The following is an 18,666-nucleotide window of genomic DNA, read 5'->3' as shown; positions in this document are numbered from 1 at the left end:
TAAGAAATTACATTGATGTGTTTTTATCTTCCGTTATCTTCCCTATCGAAAATCCTTTCATCTTCTTAGAATATTACATTTCAGAAAAGCATTATTGTGAACTTTACTTCTTATCGGAAATAACATCAGAGCCATAAATTTTGCCCGGTTTTGCATTATTTATCCTAAAACCGGAGATATAATAGTTGTTGGTCAGCTCTAATGAATCGCCGGTTGTATGTAGTTTCGCATACACATTATCGCCGGTAGATCCGCCTGTCATTCTATGAGAAAAGTAAGAAGAATATACATGAACATTTCCCCCTCTGTCGTCTATACCCGGAGCGCCGGAAGACTGAAAGTTTGCCTGCTGAAAACGAACTGAACCACTGTTGATAATAGCCGCAATAGTGGGGCTGCCCCAAAACGCCGTATTGTACAAGGCAAGTTGAGCATTCGGGTCAACTTTGTTAGTGTTGGCTTCGCCACCCATCAAAACATACGACCTCACGGGCTCAGCCGTTTTTGTAGTAACCAATTCGGAATTGATAGCGGTTATCTTAGTATTTTTATCGGCATCTTCTACAAATAAAGAATATGAACATCCGTCCGAGCCATGACCAATAACTGTCATTTTTCCGGGAGCATGACCGGTTATCGCATCTTTCAGAAAATGGATGCCGTAGAATGAGCCGTAAACAAAATTATTAAAGATTGTCTCGTTTTTAACATCGGCGAATTTAAGCGCGCTGCAATTTGATTGCACGAAACGTGTCAGGCTTATCCTCGGAAATCCTTCTCCACTTTCCGGAAGTCTTGTTCCATAAGCCGGATTAAGTTGCATATTCCGTATAAAACCGCCTTCAGCGCCGCCGCCAACCCATATACCCGCTCTTGCAAGTACGCCGGCAAAATATTGCACATAGTGTCCGCTTGTGTTGTAGGAAGCAAGGTCAATTCCTTTATCGCCGCCGCCTATCGTTACATTAATAACATACACATTCGGTCCTTGTCCTTGTATCAGGAAAGGCGTTTTCCTGGGATTGCGATTGCTAAAACCATCTGTTGCCAAATTTAACTGCGCAATGGTCAATCCTCTGATGCCTGCGCTTGCTTCGAGTTGTATAAGCGAAGCGCCCTTTTCCCCTGCACTTCCGCCGTCATAAGTTGTAAATATAACAGTGCCGCCGCTTTGTGTATAGTGCTGAACATCCCACATTCCCCGCAATTCAACACCGGAAGGAACTTTAACCGGATTGTTTAATAAATATCTTCCGGCAGGCAGATATACCGTACCGCCTCCGGCGGCTTTAACCGTATTAAGCGCCGCTTGTAATTTAGCCGATATATCTACCGTAGGCTCATCATTGTTAAAACCCGTTGCTTTCGGCAGATTAACTTCCAATACTTTGTTTGACTCAGGTTTCGGCTGGGTTTTAATATCCGTAACTATATTTTTAGGAATCGGGGTAAACAAATATTCTTTACCGTTATAAACGTCCACCTTAGCAGCTTTGCTGTTGTTTTTAACTTCCAGCTTACCATTGTAGCCTGAGTTTACCGATTTAAGCGTATTCACGTTTGAACCCAGCAACACATGACCGGCAGGCTTTTTAAAATTGCACTGCGTCAGCAGTATGTTGCCGCTATTTATTTTAAGCGCGTTTTCATTGTAATTGCTAAACGTACAACTTTCAAAAGATATAACGCCATCGCTGCCATCGCTTACGACAGGTCCCGAGAAATCTACGCCGTTGAATTGCGTGGAAGTTTTGAAATCTTTATAAAAATATACGGCTTTACCACCGTTTTCCGCTCCGAATGTAGAGTTGGAAAATAGCAACCCGTAAGGATTTACGGACTGGACATACAATCCGGTATCGCAATTATCGATATGAATGTTGTAAAATTGCGCATTGGGCGCATCGGCGAAACCGGGTTCTCTCCCAATCCACATACCTGTTTTATAACCCGAAATATATAGTGATGACAAATACTCCCAATCCGAACGGTGCAACTCAAATCCGATGCCCTTCGCTTTTGTATATGCGGTAATTTCCGCTAACGATGGCGAACCCGGAAGCCCTGAATTAGCCCAGTATTTCGGGTCTATTTTTACATTTTCAATACGCCCGATGTCGGTGCATACGTGGATTTCAATTCCTGTATGGAGCGCTGTCAAATAGCTGTTTAAAACATAATGAAGTTCGCCCGGAGCGGCATAAAAACCATTGTAGGCGTTTACAAGCGTTACGTGTTCAATCGTTGCGCAGTCGCCATTTGGTTGAAATAATGTCCACGGATAGGGTTTTATATTGTTGATTTGCTGTTCGGGATACCAGATTGATAAATTGGTTACGCCCGTTCCCGGATTCATATTGATAAACCTGTCGGCTATGCTGGTATAGGTAGTATGTAACGCATTATTAGCCTGCGGGTCGTTCCACCAGCTTTCAACCGTTCCGTTATAATTGGGCGCATTTTTCCCAACGCGCACTTCAAGTATTGTTCCAAGTACTTTCCCGTGGTGTAATTCAGGGTCAGCCCAATCGCCGCGAAGCTGCACACCTGTCGGGATATTCAGCACATATTGGTATTTAAAATCTTTCATTGTTTCATCTGAGCCTTGTCGCACTCTGACGCTCTTAACGGCGGTTTGCGTACTGCGAAACTCATAATGACCTGCCGGCACATATACTATACCGCCGCCATTTTTGTATGCGGCATCAATAGCTGCCTGAAAAGCCGCTCTGTTATCAAATCCCGGCTCGGCTTTCGCGCCAAATCTCGGGTCGGTTACCGTAAAGTCTGCTATTACCCAATCTTTGGTTGGATAAAGAGTTTTTATAGTTTGTTGAATTGTATTAGGTTTAATTACATTTATCTGAGCATTTGCTATACTTCCAATGAATACATATACAAGGGCTAACATACCTATTTTGCAAAATGCCTTGTGTAAATTGCCGCGCTGCTTCATAATATTATTATTTTAAAGACGACCACTATAGGTAGTCTGAGATTATGCTGTCTTGTGTAAAGAAAATATTCATCGATTAATAAATTAATTAATCAATTACTAATCCGCTATTAATTTCTTTATAAAAAGTTAATCTCCTATTTTGACAGATATGCCAATATGTTCGACAAAAGTTTTTCCGCAACCGGGTCGGTTATTCCTTTTTCAAATTCCATTGTTGAAAGTATTGCCATGCCTTCGCCTTCCGTTATTTGCACTATCGGAAAGCCTTTGATTTTGTCAAGCGTTGCCGACCTTCGCTGCAACGAACCGCTCAGATAACCATGTATCTTCACGGAAGAAGCCAATGCTTCAACATTTGCATTTCTGTTGATTTGATATGCGCCAAAGCAAACGGAAGGGGCTTCGTTCTTATCATCATTAAAATAGCGAATATCCAACGGTTGCAAACCTTTAAACACAGGCGATTCGGGAATTTCCATATTCACAATCTGAGGATTGGCGGGAATAATATTTCTTATATCCTTCGGAAAAATTTGCGGAGCGATATCATCTTTTCCCGTTATCAAAACTTTGCCGCCTGCATCTATGTATTTGCGAATCGATGCAATATCGCTTTGTGAAGTATTCGATTGATCGAAGCCCGATAAAAGAAGAACGCCTTTATGTTGAAGTGCATCGGTTAAAGATGTTGCAGTTGTATATTTTAATTTCAAATCATTCAATACAGGCAATAATTTTCCCGATTTATCCAAGACAACAATGTTACTAATATTTGATGCTCGTGCCCATTCATGCCTTGCAAACAACAAATCATAATCGTTTTCCGAAAGCAATTTATTATTGCTCACAAGTTTCAAAATCAATTTTCCGTCAGTTCTTGATGATGGTAAATTTGCAGGAATATTTATTGCCAAAGAAATCCATTGCCTGCCGTAATATTTTACCGCAGGAAAATTTTCAGTTCCTTGCGCAAATGTTTTTCCGTTTTTATCCGTTAATTGCCACTGCAAAGTTGAGGCAGGAATATCTTGCGCATTCTCATCGTCATTCACAACGCAAACCCGCAACGGCAAAGTGTCGCCCGCATAAAAATGTCGTCCCCACAATTCCGCAGAAACCAATACCGGCTGCAATGCTTTTTTCATGCGGTAATATGTAAGCTGCGGCTTTATATCGCTTGCGCTATATACTTTACTGAACCACGTTGCCAAAGAAAAATGCAATACGCCCGATGCTTCAGGATTGTATCTGCGTAAGGCTTCCGCCAATTCTTTTGAAATAAATGACTGACTCGTCATAAAATATTTCGGGTCGTTGTACGAGTAAGCAAACTTGCCTACAAGCGATGACGGATTTTGATGAACCAATGTATAAAACCGCGTTGAATGACCCGTTTCATCGGGATAGCCGGTGGACATTTCCTGGCTGATTAAAGGACGACCGGGATATTTATGAATCTTTTGAAAACGACCATTAAATTCAGAAAAAATATCATCGTCATACCAATTGGTGTATTGATGGACATCGTCAATATCTCCATCATCAATGCTGTCCATAAACGCTTGCCCAAAGCGCTTTGTGGCAGCCCAACGGAAATAATTGGAGTCGAAACATATAACGTGTGTGGAATCTATTTTCCGGATATGCCTTACTACATCGGAAATGATTTTCATTTTTTGCATGGCTCTTTCCTTATCAGGGTCTCCGCCATAAAATTTCATTTCGTTATTCATCGTCCAAATCATCAACGACGGATGATTCCGGTATTTTTTGATAAGGTCATAAAATTCATTCGCCCAAATATCCAACAGTTTTTTGTCCGGAATCGGCGAATTATCCAGCATCAGCCAGGGCCATGTTCCTTCATAACTAATGCCAGCGCCATATTTGTCGGCGGCGTCCATCCACGTTTCCGTATAGGGTACCGTGTGCGTGCGCGTAACTTCCATATTGCCGGCGTGCATCAGTTGTGTAAACTTGTTTGCAAGCGCCGTATCATTGGGTGCGAGCGGCATGGCTGTTTGGTTTGCACCCCGCAGCCAGTAAGGCTTTCCGTTTAAATATAGATAGCCATTTTTTGTCGTGAATATTTTAAACCCGGAGCGAATTAATTTATTATCATAAACAGTTTTATCATTATTTCCTGTCAACGAAAAAAGAAAATTATACAGATTTGGATGAGCGGGCGACCATAATTCCGGATGCAAATTATCAATCGAGTAACTGAAAATTCTTTCTTCATTCGGTTGAAGCGTCAATGATTTTACATTCGTTCCGTTGAATAAAGAGCCATTATTTTCTATAGAATGAATTGCTGTGTTTACAGAAAATTGTTGCTGTGATGAAGAAGAATTTTTTATCGTAATATTAAAATCTGCTCCTTGCAAATTCGGTTTGATAAATACATCTGTTATATGCAAAGGATTGGTTATAATTAGCGAAACCGGCTGCCATATTCCCGCAGGGTCATCGTCCAGAAAACCATGCGGTAAGTCTTTCAGCATTTTTTGCGTTACTTCTTCGGAAACAGCAACGCCTACAATCTTGTCGGCATCCTGAATGTTTTTGATATAATCACGATACACTTTAACGGCTATCAAATTTTTTCCGGGTTTCAACAACTTGGTAACATCCACATTAAACGCGCCGAACATTCCCACATGGTTTCCTGCTTTTTTACCGTTTACCCAAACTTCCGCCACTTTTGAAACCGCGTCAAATGAAAGTTCAATGTGCTTTCCTTTAATGGATTGCGGCAACTCAACCCATTGCCTGTACCAGCCGATGTTTGTTTTTTTGTAATCAAATGTATAAGCATTGCAACGGTCTTCTTCTTTTTGAAAATAACTGTCCGACACGCCTTTACTTACATCGCCGTACATTTCGCCGAAAAGCCATACGTGATCAGGGTTCCAGAAATCGGGCACGTGCATTACGTGCCAATGATTATCACTCTTGGAAGGCTTTGCCGCTTCATCATTTTTTGCTTCGTAACCGGGCATGAACAGCCATTTTCCGTTAAGCGATATTTGCGTTCGGGCTTCATTAATATTTGATACAACAACAGGCGCATAAGATGCACGCTGCGCTTTTCTTAATTTTTCTTTATCAACAGGCACAGGCGCATATTCTTCTCTTGGCACATTATCCAAGGCATTTGCGGCAAGCGGCTTTACAGAGAAATGCTGAAAATCGGTTTCCAGCCAACCACCGCCAAGAATAATTTTTCCCGAAGGATTATTTTCATTGTGTTTATCAACAATATCGATGCGCGGCAATTTTTCATTATTTAAAAATACACGAATGCGTTGCCCGGCAACCTGAATTTTTATGGTGTAAGCAATGCCTGTTTTCAACGGAAAATCTATGTGCCGCAAGGCGAGGTAATCGTCAGCACCCATATAACCAAGCCGTGCGAGATACAAATCGTTTTCAATGCCGCCTTTCAAACCCAGCACATATTTATCGTCTCTGTCGGCAGCGCGGAAGCCCGACCAAATTTGCACTTCTTTTTGTGTTGAAGGCGTAGTTGCCGTAAAAGAGAATTGATAGTTTTTCCATGAAATATCGCCGAACGCGGCATAAGCATTTTTGGTTTTCAGCTCGCCATTTTCAACGACACACAAACCTTTTCCTATTTTGTCAAAGATTTCATTGTTATTAAATTTTGTTTCAATGTTTTGAGCAAATAATCCGGTGGCAGCAAAAAGAAAAAATGCACCTGTTAAAAACTTCTTCATTCGTCAAGTTTACTTTATTGAAAAATTATTTTACAAACTAAGTTTTATATTTTGTAGAGCCCGATTTAAAAGACGACTCCTCAGTGTATGTATTAGTTTATCATTGTTCTTTGAGCAAGCGTACGAAACTAAGAAACAACTATCTTGCTGAATAAATTACCGCAGCCTGATAAGATTTTGTCCTTTTGTAATACCATGCCCGTTTACGGCATCAACAGTGAAATAATATGGCATACCGATGTTCAAAGAACGAATCGTATAAGAAGTTGTTTTATAAACCTGGTAATTACTCCACAATTTACCGGGCGCAATTCCGTACCGGATAATATAAAAATCCGCATCAGACACAGGCTTCCATGAAACGGTTACCTCGCGTTTATCTTTAGGATTCAATTTGGCAACAACATTTTTAACGACTTCAGGATTTTTCCCGGGAGCTTTTCCAAATATCCGAAAACCGTACAACGAAAATTTTCCGCCGGCAGGCGTATAGGTATTGATGATTTTTACATAACGGGCTGTTACAGGTTTGTTCAACTGCGTGTAATTGTGTGGCGCATCTCTAAAATCTTTCCTATGGTCGATAATTTTAGTCCAGGTTTTTCCGTCAGACGATGTGAGAACATAATATCCATAGCCGTCTTTAATAAAACCATTTTGCATCGTATCATCCTCGTCGGCAAAATTTACCTGTATAGCGTTAATACGACATTGCTTTTGCAAATCTACTTCCAGCCATTCGCCGCTCTTACCACTTTTTGCACTCCACCATGTGCGGATATTTTCATCAAAAGCATTAGACACTTCAAAGTTTTGTTTATCGTTTTTTCCTAAAACTGAAGATGCTTTTGCAGGCTTATCGTAAGACAGCAACATCCATCCTGTTAAATTATTTTTCCAACCGTTTTCTCCTTTCATTTCGGCATATTGCGGGTAGTCGCCGAGATAAGTATTGCAAACGAGTTGCCCATCGTCAAGGACGCCTGTCGGAAATAATCCGACCCTTCGTTCAAACATATGCCTTACGGAAATGGAGAGCGTGCTGACGTGCCAGTAATTATTGCTTCTGTCTTTAAAAGTAGAGGAATGACCTGTGCCTGTAACAAAACCTGTGGGCTTGAAAGAAAATGGGCTGTATGGCGCATAAGTAAAAGGTCCTTCCGGCTTGTCGGAAACGTACACACCGTCGCCGTAAGTTTTGTATTGTGTGCCGGGCGCCGCGTACTGCAAATAATATTTACCATTAATTTTATTCATCCACGAGCCTTCAACCCAGGGTGCATTATTTTTCAGTTCACTGCTGTCGCCGGGAACTTCCCATCCGTGCATGGCGGGATTGCCTTTAAATAAATCAACAACCGGGGAAACGGAATGAAAAGTTGTTGTGTCCAATTGCGTAACCCGAATAGGATTTTTGTCGCTGCAATCATCATACAAATACAATTTACCGTCATCGTCTAAAAATGTTGCAGGATCGGCAAGTCCTCTGTCAGGATTTGAAACCCTTGTCCATATTCCCGAAGCGGGATTGTCTGTTGTAAAAGTCCCTGCGCCTTCGCCGCCGCCTGTTGTCAGGTACAACTTATCGTGAATAACCACAACAGCAGGGGCAAATATTTCCGTAGGATAACCTTGTCCTTTTATATATTTCCATTTGACCAAATCGTCTGAAACATAGTAACCATCATTCTTTGAGACGAACAGCCAATATTTGTTTTTATAAAAAACCATCGCCGGGTCGGCGGCGGAACGATACTTGCCGTCGGGCTGAAACATATAACGTATATCAACAGGGTTGCAAAATGTTTTTGCAGATTGCGCGTGAACAGATTCAAACATTCCTGCAAAAAATATCAAGCATATAATAAACCCTGTAATTTTTTTTATCATAACTAAAAATAATTATTTGAGTATACTACTTTTTTCAGCATCTTCAACATATCTCTCGCCATCTTCTTTTAAAAGCAAGCGTTGGGTTTCCAACAACGAAACCGCTTTTTTTACAGCATTGACATAGCCTTCATGCGTGCCGTATCTTTCTTCAAGCGAAAGACGAGGGTCATGCGTTTGCAAACGTTCCGCTTTTGTTTTTGCAAAAGGAATAAACTGTCCCGATGCTTCGCCGCCGTCATTTTCGGCAAAACCTTTTCTGCGCAATGCCCAGCTGGTGTATGTTCCAAGCGGAACGGCAGTTTGCGGCGTATGTATGCCGGCGATTTCATTATCGTCCGTGTCCACTTTGGAAACAAAATTTTTATATGCTTTATTTCCCGGACGCTCGGGATATTTTGAAATAATTCCCTTGCCGAACTGTGCGCCGTAATCTATCACATGGCGCACGGTTATCAATCCTGTATAAGTAACGCCGGGAATATTTTTCCAGCCCAGTTCTTTTGCCGGAACTTTTCCCGTAAAAGAATTTTTATCCGCTTTCGCAAAAGCGGCCGTGCCGTCTGCAACGCGCGGCACCATGCTGTTTGGCGGCGCAATATTTTTTGTAACCCAACTGTCCAAATCCATAAACAACGCCCGCAAAACCGGTTCGGCTCTTGTAGGATTTTGGAATTGCTGACAAACGCCTTTGCTTTTCCCATTGCCTGTGCCATGCTGCATTCCGGAGATTAAAAAGAAACGTACATTCGGCGGGTCGGGTAAATCATTCCCATTCAAATCAGAATGAAGTAAGGAAGCCGCTTTACTCCAATATTCATTTGCGGAATTAACTTCAATATCTTTCGGATAATTTTTGGCAGAAGCATATCCATCCAATCTTCCTGCAATTTTCTTACTGTAAATATCTTTCAGCTTTGGAAAAGCAAAGGGAAAAATTCCTTCGGGAAAAAGATGTTCCTGCCGGTTGCGTTCCGTTCTGCCCGGCTGCGCAAAACGATAATTGATGCCAACGCCATCGCCGCCGCCTAACCAATTTTCGATGCCGTCAAAAACACGTCTTCCTTGTTCATCTTCATTAAAACCCAAAGTCTGAAAGTCGTTGATATACCGCGCAGATTGCGAAACGCCATAACTGAAAGTATATTGAATATCTCCTGCCAAAGGATTCGGATTACCGAAATTATCTGCTTTTGCATACCGAAGAAAAGAAACGAAATCCCTTGTCGCCGCCAAGCTCAAACCCGCTACCAACGGGTCTTTCGCCGTATATCGAAATTCATAAATGAATGATTGCTTAAACGGCGTTCCTTTCGGGAGCAAAGCAATCTTTTTATCATTTATATATTCCCATTGGTCGGAAGGAACATCCGTTGCGGCATCGTTCAAATGTTTCTTTACGGTAAGCGTAGCTTTTGTTTTATCCAACGTTTCCGCAGCATAATGTAAGTCGTAGGTTTGTGCATTCGGATTATCAAAACAGATATATTCATAAGACTGGCCTGTTATAGACGAACCGTCTTTATTCTTTGCAACAGGCACCTGAATCGTTAAATTATTATTGATATGACCGGCAGAAATATCCCAGCCACACCATGCAATCGTATAACCTTGCTTCATCAAAAAAGCATTGCCGGCATCTTTTGAAGTTGTGGGATTATTACCACCGCCGCTTTCATTAAACCCACCAAACGCTTTGCCGCCGCGATTATTTATTTCAAAGAAAAGCTTGTGATTGCCTTTGCATTCATCAACAGGTTTTAAAATATAAAAGTCCATTGAATATTCAACCATGCCATCCTTGTTTTTTGGCGCATATTCAATATCTGTGATACAGGAATTTTTCGGAGATAAAGGATTGACTTCGCAATAAACTTTTCCTATAATTTTTTCATACGCGCCGACTGTACCGAATGTTCTTCCATCGAAAGTCGGGGATTCGATTTTTGTGATTTTGATGCGGATAACACCTGCGCGTGCAACTATAAAGGCAAAGCAACATAATAACGAAATTAATAGTCGCTTCGCGCATCTGGTACTGCATAAATTTATACAAAGAAAAAACATAATTTGAGTTTAATAGTTCTAATACGAAAGTGAAATACCAAATAGACTAAAAGAAATTTCACACAGAGAATACACAGAGTAATTGAGGCACAAAGATTTTTCGTCTATATTAAAATTCATAATCGTATAAAATTAAATGTCGTTCAATGTTTCGTTTTCACTACTGCGAAGACTATCGATTTTTAATTATTTTTCTGCAACACCATAATCAATCGGCAATCCTGTTTTTGCCCAGGAACTTACCTGCGATTCTTTATTCAATTCAACGGCAACGGTTGCATTTTCAAAAGGCTTGACGCCTACATTCCAACCATCAACTTTTATCAAAGGCTTTTCGCCGTGCAAGTCTTTCAAATCCGCTTCTATCGTTACTGTTCGCGATTCATTCGGAATTAATGAAATATAATTACCGGAATAAAACACAGGCAGAATACGCTTATCCGATTTTTGCCCGTGCAACTGCAAGTGAGCCATCAATGCAATGGATTTACTATTGTTATGTACTGTAACTTTCAACAAACATTTTCCGTTTTCATCCGTTCTCTTTACCGTTAAATTCAGCGTTGCAAAAGGCAATTGATTAAGACTTGTAAGGTCATTCGGATGTGTTTTATTTGCCTGCCAGTAAAAATTATCCGAAAGTAATTTACCGTCATTATCTTTCAATTCCAGTTTTACAAAAAAAACATCGGGCAAGGGTTTCAGCCAATTTACCGAATCCAGTGTTATAGCCGCAGACGGCAAAGCATTCACAGCAAATTGCTGCGTGTAAATTTGTTTACTGTCCAAATTATACACCTGCAAATAAGCGTTACCTTTGATTGCATTCGGCAGATTGTTGATGACCTGCACTTCATGTGTTTTTTCATTTAACTGGATATGGACTGGCTCACAAGCTTCTTTAGCAGCAAATAGAGAAGCATTCGGCTCTAAATCGTGGGAATAAATCTGCCATACAAAACTCGGCTGCGCAGGATTGCTCATCCATGTAAGCACACCCGTGCACGGCGCGAATAATTTTGCATTGCGCCCTTCGTACAAAGCACGGAAGGCTTCGTAATTGGCGAGCTGCGCCTTTCTTACAAAGTCCGCAAGATTAATAACTTTACCATATCTTTTACCAAGCATTTTTCTATAGCCCAAACCATCTTGCGCGCCGTTGGCAAAGTCATGTTCCGCCCAATCATCATTAATTACTTCCCAATCTTTTTGCGGCATCATGTCGTGAACAGATTGAAGCGTAGGCACGGAAACGCTGCCTATTTCCGTTTTAAACGCTTCGCCGAAATTGTAATAATTCGCAGGCGGCTGCCAATGGTAAGGTCCGCCCGAATTAACACCTCTGCCCGCCGTTGAGCTTGGCTGATACAAACGCGCGGGGTCAAGTATTTTCATCATTTTGCGCAGCGCACTGTCAATATTTTTGGGCGGATAACCTTCGTTGCGCCCGCACCAAATAGCGATGGAAGGATGATTGCGAAAGCGCAATATTTTTTCTTTTACATTCGCCAGATATAATGCCGTGTCGGTCGGATTGGGTCCATCGCCGGGATTTGGCTGAAAAAATTCGTCCCACAGCATGATGCCGTACTTGTCGCATAAATCGTAAAAATCTTCGCTCGTACTTTGTCCTACCCAGTTGCGAATCATGGTATAATTTGCCAGCGCATGCATTCTTATCTGCGTTTCCAATCTTGCTTTTGGAATACGTTTCATCGCTTCGTCCATGCCCCAGTCGCCGCCTTTGCACATCACTTTTACACCGTTCACTGAAACCGTCAGGTTATCCGCATCAGGAACAGAATAAGTAATTTTTCTGACACCGAAATCGGTTTGATAAACATCAGATGTTTTGCCGTTGATGGTAAAACTCAATGTAAGATGATACAGGTTTTGTGCGCCGAATCCATTGGGCCACCACAATTTCGGATTAATTAAATGCAATTGCGAAAAATCTGCGGAATTGAATACAATTAATTTATTAGCATCGCCTTCAACTGTAATTTTTTTCTCAAAAGAAACATTGCCGAAAGTACCTTTTAAAATTCCCGTTTGAGTTGCATTGCTTGTGTTGCTTAAAGTTGTTTCAATATGCACATCAGCCGTTTTCAAATCGGGAATAGAAACGTCTGTCGTAATGTATGGATTTTGTATTTGTACTGCTCCTGATGCAGAAAGAAAAACCTTTTGCCAAATGCCTGTATTTCTATCACGAATAGCAGGAATCCAGTCCCAACCCATGGAGCATAAAAACGTAGGTCCGTCAATTGCCGAAATGCCGCCGTTGCTGCCTACTCCGTTTTTAATCGTTTGCTCTTCCGGCACGCCGGGATGCGGCTGCGGCGATACCAAAACCGCCAGCACAGCTTTCTTTCCGGGTTTTACAAATTTGGTAACGTCAAAAATACCGCGCGCAAAAGCGCCTTTGATTTCTCCGACCTGATGACCATTAACCCAAACCTGCGCAGCATAATTAATACCGTCGAAATTCAGCCATATCTGCTTGCCGGTATAATTCTCCGGCGTAATAAAAACAGTCCTGTACCAATACGAAGTCCGGCAAAGGCTATCGCTTATTTTATCGGGTCTGTTATTCTCGCCATACAAAGGTTCGGGATAAACTTTATCGTTTACCAAAGAAGTCAAAACCGTTCCCGGAACCGTTGCTTTGTACCAATTATCCGTATGAAAATGTAAGGAAGAAATATCGCTCCCGGTTTGTTGAATTTTTGCGGAATCACTCAACATCCATCCCGAAGAAAGGACATAAGGCTGCTGCGCCTTTGCTACTACAGACAGAAATAATACACAAAATAAAAATCCTATTTTCTTATATAAGCTAAACATTACTATTCTTGAATTTGAGTTCATTAAAATGATATTTTAATATGCACCTGTTTTGCTTTTTTCAATCGTATTTTTCTTGCCATATTATTTTTCAATGGAGAAGGAGAAACATGAGCATTTGAAACGATGTTTTTAATTCCTTTCCTAAAGATTAAACTTATCGTTTGGTTTACATCAGAAACCAAAACACAGTTCACTTCATGCGTTTGCATATTCCAATTTAATTGCTGCACGGTTACGCGATTTCTGCCTTTTATTCCGGCGATGCTTCCGCTACTTAAATACTCCGGCAATGCAGGTAAAAGCTCCAATGTTCCCGAATCCGAACCCACCAGCATTTCCATAAAAATAGCAGGCACCGTGTTGCATACATCTGTACAAAAAGTTCTATGATTAGGATAATGAGCCGTAGCCAAACTATTGAAATAAAAATCTTCTTTGGTTAAACGTAAAAGTTTATGGTAAACGGCTTCGGAATTTTTTAGGTTGGCAGCAATAAGCGCGCTGTGTAAAATTCCATGCCCGGCATTTTCATAGTTATTAATCAGGTACGGCGGAAGCAGTTGTAATATTTTTGTCCACTTTTTTATTTCACTCATTTCGGATTGCTGTAATCCTAGAATATTGCAGGTTTTAAGCAAAGTGGAAAGGCAAAATTTTGCTCCCGAAATATCGAACAAAGAATTGTTCAACAACGACACATGAAGATTAGACGGCTGGTTTTCGGGAGAAACCGAACCGGCAAAAATATAATGCCCAGTGCTGTCTTTTAGCTTCAAAAAATCTTCATAGAAATAACCCATATCTTTCAACAAAGGATACAGTTGCTCCCGCAAAAATTTCTTGTCGCCGGTTATCATGTAATGTTCCCAAAACGGGTATAGCAGCCAGCCTTCTTCGCCCGTTGCATATTGATAAGGATAATAATAGTTGATGTTCGCCATCAGTCCCGAAGTCCTTCCGGGCGTATTCCCCGCAGCCACCATGCCGCGACAGCCCAGCAGTTTTGTTGCATTGATTTCAAAATCTTTCCGCCACGCTTCATTCAGCGAAAAATAACCTTCCATACACTCCGGCATATTACCGATATTGCCGCCCGCAACCTGCAAATTCAGATTGGCATCCAAATGATAATAACCGCCCCAGCCGGCGCTGCAATCGCCCGCCCAAATGCCTAACAAATCGGGCGGATTAATGGAATCGGAAGACGATAAAAAATAATACCTGCCTGCATAAAAAATCCGTTCCCACAATGCTTTGACAGCATCGGGAGAATTTCTTTGTTCCGCAAGCAATGCTTCATTGGTTTTTAATTCATCGGCAGGATTAGCGTTTAAACTGAACTGCACCCTGTCGAATATTTTTTCGTGCGTTTCAATTTGCCCTTGTAATAAGGTGTTGTAATTGGCAGGAATGTTTTGCAATTCTTTTTGAAGCAATTTTTTATTCCACTGTGCTTCGCAATCTGTGTAATATTTTTTTGTGCGCGTAAGCAACAACACCGATTGTGCATTCACAATGTGCAGCACATTTCCTTCCATATATTTTTTTCCGCCATGAACAATCACGCGCGTAGCACCTTCGTAACCTACGTCGCCCGTTCCTTCCGGATATTTTGCGCGAAAGTTTAAGTAATCCGCATCAGAAACATTCATAAAATCCATGCCTTTCGGAAAACCCATGTCAGCGTTTGTATTCAGTAACAAAGTACAATTCAGCTTTGCATTTGTAGGCGCCGTTATTGATTGTACCACTACATTATCTTTTCTGGATACAAAAGATTTTCTCTGCCAATCGCCGCGGTTGTCGTGCCATTTCACAATAATTTCTCCTGTGCGGAAATTGCAGACTCTTTCATAGTTGGAAATTTTCCCCGACGAATCAATATGGATTTTCATTTCGTAACCGGGATGTATGTTGCCATCGCCGCCGCCGCTGTAATGCGCCGATACCGTGGCAAGCGTATCTGCTTCGCCAAACTTGCCTTCAGCGCACAGCTCTTTTATTTTTTGCAAATCTTCTTTGCTCACTTGGGCGAAGCTGCGGTCTTTAGTTTTTGCAAGGTTGAAATAGCGGTCATTATACACCACCGTTTCGTTCAACGGATTGCCGAAAACGATGATGCCCATTTTGCCGTTGCCGGACAAAAAACCATTTGCCCAGTCTTTGTATGTTGTAGGATAAATTTTAGATATGCCTTCTTTTTGCGCAGACAAATCAATAGACAACATTAAAAACAATAATGCTAAAAAGACTGTTTTGCTATGTGTATGCCTGCTCATAAATTTACTATGAGGTTTTTATGCTTTGTCGTAAATACAACGGTCTTTGCATTTGGATAATCAAAATTGAAATCGACCTTTTTGCTTTCGCCCGGCTTTATTTCAAAATGATGTTCATCAACATATTTGCCATCGATATACATACTGATTTTATCGGCATCCGTAATGTTGCCCGCATTTTTTACATTCACATACAATTGCTTTTTTCCGGTAATAGAATCATTTTCAAAACCGCCTTTTGATATCATAAAATCCGCAGCAAATGCTTTCTGATAATCAATCGTATCGTTCACACCTTCGGCGGAAGAACGATAGCCCACGCTGTTTTTTATTTTATCGTCGGCAACAAACAAAGGGCTTCTGCCGCCGACCATAATCTTGAATGTTCCGGGCTCAACCACTCTGTCCATATCCACATTCAGCAACGATAAATCATAAGGCGTGAGCTTAAACGAAACCGTTTTTGTTTCTCCGGGCTGCAAATGGATTCTTGTAAAATTTTTCAACTGCATTACTCTTGTATCCACGCTTGAATACATCTCCGTGATGTATAACTGTGCTACTTCATCGCCCGCAAGCATTCCCGTATTGCGGACTTTAGCGCTCACGTCCACGATGCCGTTTTCTTCGATAGAAGTTTGCAAATCGGAATATTCAAACGTGGTATAACTCAAACCATAGCCAAAAGAATACAACGGATAAAAGCTCATATCCACATAATTATAGCCTCTGCCCGATGGCTTGAAATTGTAGTACAAAGGAAGCTGCGCCGCGCTTTGCGGAAAAGTCATCGGCAGGCGACCCGCAGGATTGTAATCGCCGAACAATACATCTGCCGTTGCGGGACCACCCTCTTCGCCGGGCAGCCAGTTGACCAAAATAGCCTTGCAATGCTTCGATGCATAAGATAAATTATAAGGGCGTCCGGATTGTAAAATCAATACAACGGGTTTGCCTGTTTCGCATATGGCTTCCAGTAATTTTTCCTGCTCGCCGGATAAAATCAAAGAAGCATAATCATTGGCTTCGCCCGAAGTTTTTTTAATGCCATGCACGGCTTCGCTTGTAGAGCAATCGCCCAAAACAAGAACAGCAACATCCGCCTGCTTTGCTATGTTCACCGCGCCATCAATATTCAGGCTGTCCGTTCCCCAAAATTCACAGCCTTTTTGGTACAACACTTTCGTGCCGGCACTTACAGCATTTTTTATTCCCGATAAAACAGAAATCAATTGACCCGGTTGCAATGCTGCAGTATAATCGCCGGGCTGTAAATCATCTGCGCCGGGACCAATTACGGCAATTGAACTGAGTGTTTTCTTAAGCGGCAAAACGTTACTATCATTCTTCAATAATACAATGGCTTCGTCTTCCGCTTTTCTTGCCATTGCTTTGTGTTCGGGGCTTCTCCAACCGGGATAAGTGATGTGCCAGTTCAGCGGCTTTGAAGGATTGTGTTCAAACAGTCCTTTTCTGAACATGGTGGATAATAAAGTAGCGCAAGTAAAATTCAGGTTATCCATATTTATTCTTCCGTCTTTTGCGGCAGCTATTACTTCAGGATTGTTATACGTGTCGCCGCAATTGGTGGCAACGCCTGCGGCTAAAGCTTCATTCGCCGCTTCCACCACATCTTTTGCCACATAATGTTTGCGACTTGTGAGATTGCCGATAGCGCCGCAATCGCTTACCACAAAACCTTTAAAGCCCCATTCATCTCTTAAAACATCTTTCAGCAACCATTTGCTTTTAGCGCTCGGCTCACCGTTAATGGTAGAATAATTAACCATGATAGCATCTGCATGATATTTTTCCACCGCTTCGCGAAAAGGCACTAAATGAATTTCGCGAAGCTCCCTTTCGGATAAACCGATACTATGCGAATCTCGCCCGCCAAGCGGTGCGCCATGCGCTGCAAAATGTTTGGGCGTTACCATAATGCCTTTCGATTCCATACCTTCAATCCACGCGCCGCCAATATCTGAAACCAGCACCGGGTCTTCGCCATACGTTTCTTCGCAACGCCCCCAGCGCGGGTCTTGCGCTACATCCAATACCGGCGACCAAGCCTGCGCTGTATGCGCGCTTGCCGTTTCATCGCCGATTGTTTCGCCAACTTTTTCCACCAGATTTTTATCCCAGGTGGCGGCAAGCGCAATGGATTGCGGAAAAATAGTTGCCCCGCTACCGTAAGAAAAACCATGAATAGCTTCCACTTTATTCACGAAAGGAATGCCTAAACGCGGAATGCCCGGAATGCCCCAGCCTTCGCGCAAAAGCTCCATTTTATCGGCAGGCGTCATTGCTGCGAGCAAATCCTTTACACGCTGCGCAATCGGTAACGAAGCATTCATCCATGTTTGATTTTTTAAATCTCCATTGCCTGCCGTTGTTACTGCGTCTGTTGCATACGCTGTTGTAATTTCATTGATAGTAAATGAAGTGTTTGCGATACCGCCTTTGAAAGTCAGTTTCACATGTGCGCCATATTTCGGCTTGAAAGAAAAAACGATATTATTATTCCGATTGCTGACAGTATAGTTAACTGCTTCGCCCGGATTTGCAGGGTCATAAGTTACATATATGTCTAACAATTTCTGCAATGCCTGCGAAGAGATTCCTTTAACCGAAAATTGCAGCGCATCTATATTTCCCGGCTTGGATAAAGCAAGCTGCAAATACTGATTATCTGACAAATCATTTTTGTTTAACGTCCATCCTGTTTTCACATTATTGTCCGCAGCCAAAAATGCCTGCGTACTATTGACCGAAGCCGTTGCAGAAATAAAATTTCTTTGAGCATTTGCGCGCAAAAACAAAGTTGAAAATATCCATGCGAAGAATAAAATAATACCTTTTTTCCCTGCCATTTACTGAGTTT

At 41.7% G+C, this 18,666-nt stretch carries 7 protein-coding genes; all 7 read right to left on the bottom strand.

The window, feature by feature from the left end; genetic code table 11:
- Positions 1-103 precede the first annotated feature (103 nt).
- A complete protein-coding gene (locus tag A9P82_RS12220; protein ID WP_066208232.1) occupies positions 104-2,956 on the bottom strand; it encodes a glycosyl hydrolase family 28-related protein in 2,853 nt (950 codons plus the stop codon).
- Between the two features lie 137 nt (positions 2,957-3,093).
- Entirely contained in the window at positions 3,094-6,699 is a 3,606-nt protein-coding gene (locus A9P82_RS12215; RefSeq protein ID WP_066208230.1) for a glycoside hydrolase family 2 protein, read from the bottom strand.
- A gap of 156 nt (positions 6,700-6,855) precedes the next feature.
- On the bottom strand, positions 6,856-8,589 hold the full coding sequence (locus A9P82_RS12210) for a family 43 glycosylhydrolase (RefSeq protein WP_082915336.1): 1,734 nt from the start codon (positions 8,587-8,589) through the stop codon (positions 6,856-6,858).
- 12 nt (positions 8,590-8,601) lie between these two features.
- The gene (locus tag A9P82_RS12205; protein WP_066208229.1) at positions 8,602-10,656 is read right to left on the bottom strand and encodes an alpha/beta hydrolase domain-containing protein; all 2,055 of its coding nucleotides are present in this window, start codon (positions 10,654-10,656) and stop codon (positions 8,602-8,604) included.
- A gap of 186 nt (positions 10,657-10,842) precedes the next feature.
- Positions 10,843-13,527, bottom strand: a complete 2,685-nt coding sequence (locus A9P82_RS12200; protein ID WP_197492168.1) for a glycosyl hydrolase 2 galactose-binding domain-containing protein — start codon at positions 13,525-13,527, stop codon at positions 10,843-10,845.
- Positions 13,527-15,785 carry a glycosyl hydrolase family 95 catalytic domain-containing protein gene (locus A9P82_RS12195; protein WP_066208225.1) on the bottom strand — a complete coding sequence of 753 codons (2,259 nt, stop codon included), beginning with the start codon at positions 15,783-15,785 and terminating at the stop codon, positions 13,527-13,529. Before A9P82_RS12195 ends, A9P82_RS12200 begins: the two co-directional genes overlap by 1 nt.
- Positions 15,782-18,655 (bottom strand): glycoside hydrolase family 3 N-terminal domain-containing protein, encoded by a 2,874-nt coding sequence (locus A9P82_RS12190; RefSeq protein ID WP_066208223.1) that lies wholly within the window; start codon positions 18,653-18,655, stop codon positions 15,782-15,784. The genes A9P82_RS12195 and A9P82_RS12190 overlap by 4 nt, the downstream gene beginning before the upstream one ends.
- Between the last annotated feature and the right edge of the window lie 11 nt (positions 18,656-18,666).

It is taken from the genome of Arachidicoccus sp. BS20 (assembly GCF_001659705.1).
Classification (GTDB): Bacteria; Bacteroidota; Bacteroidia; order Chitinophagales; family Chitinophagaceae; genus Arachidicoccus.
This window is presented reverse-complemented; position numbering and strand designations above follow the sequence as displayed.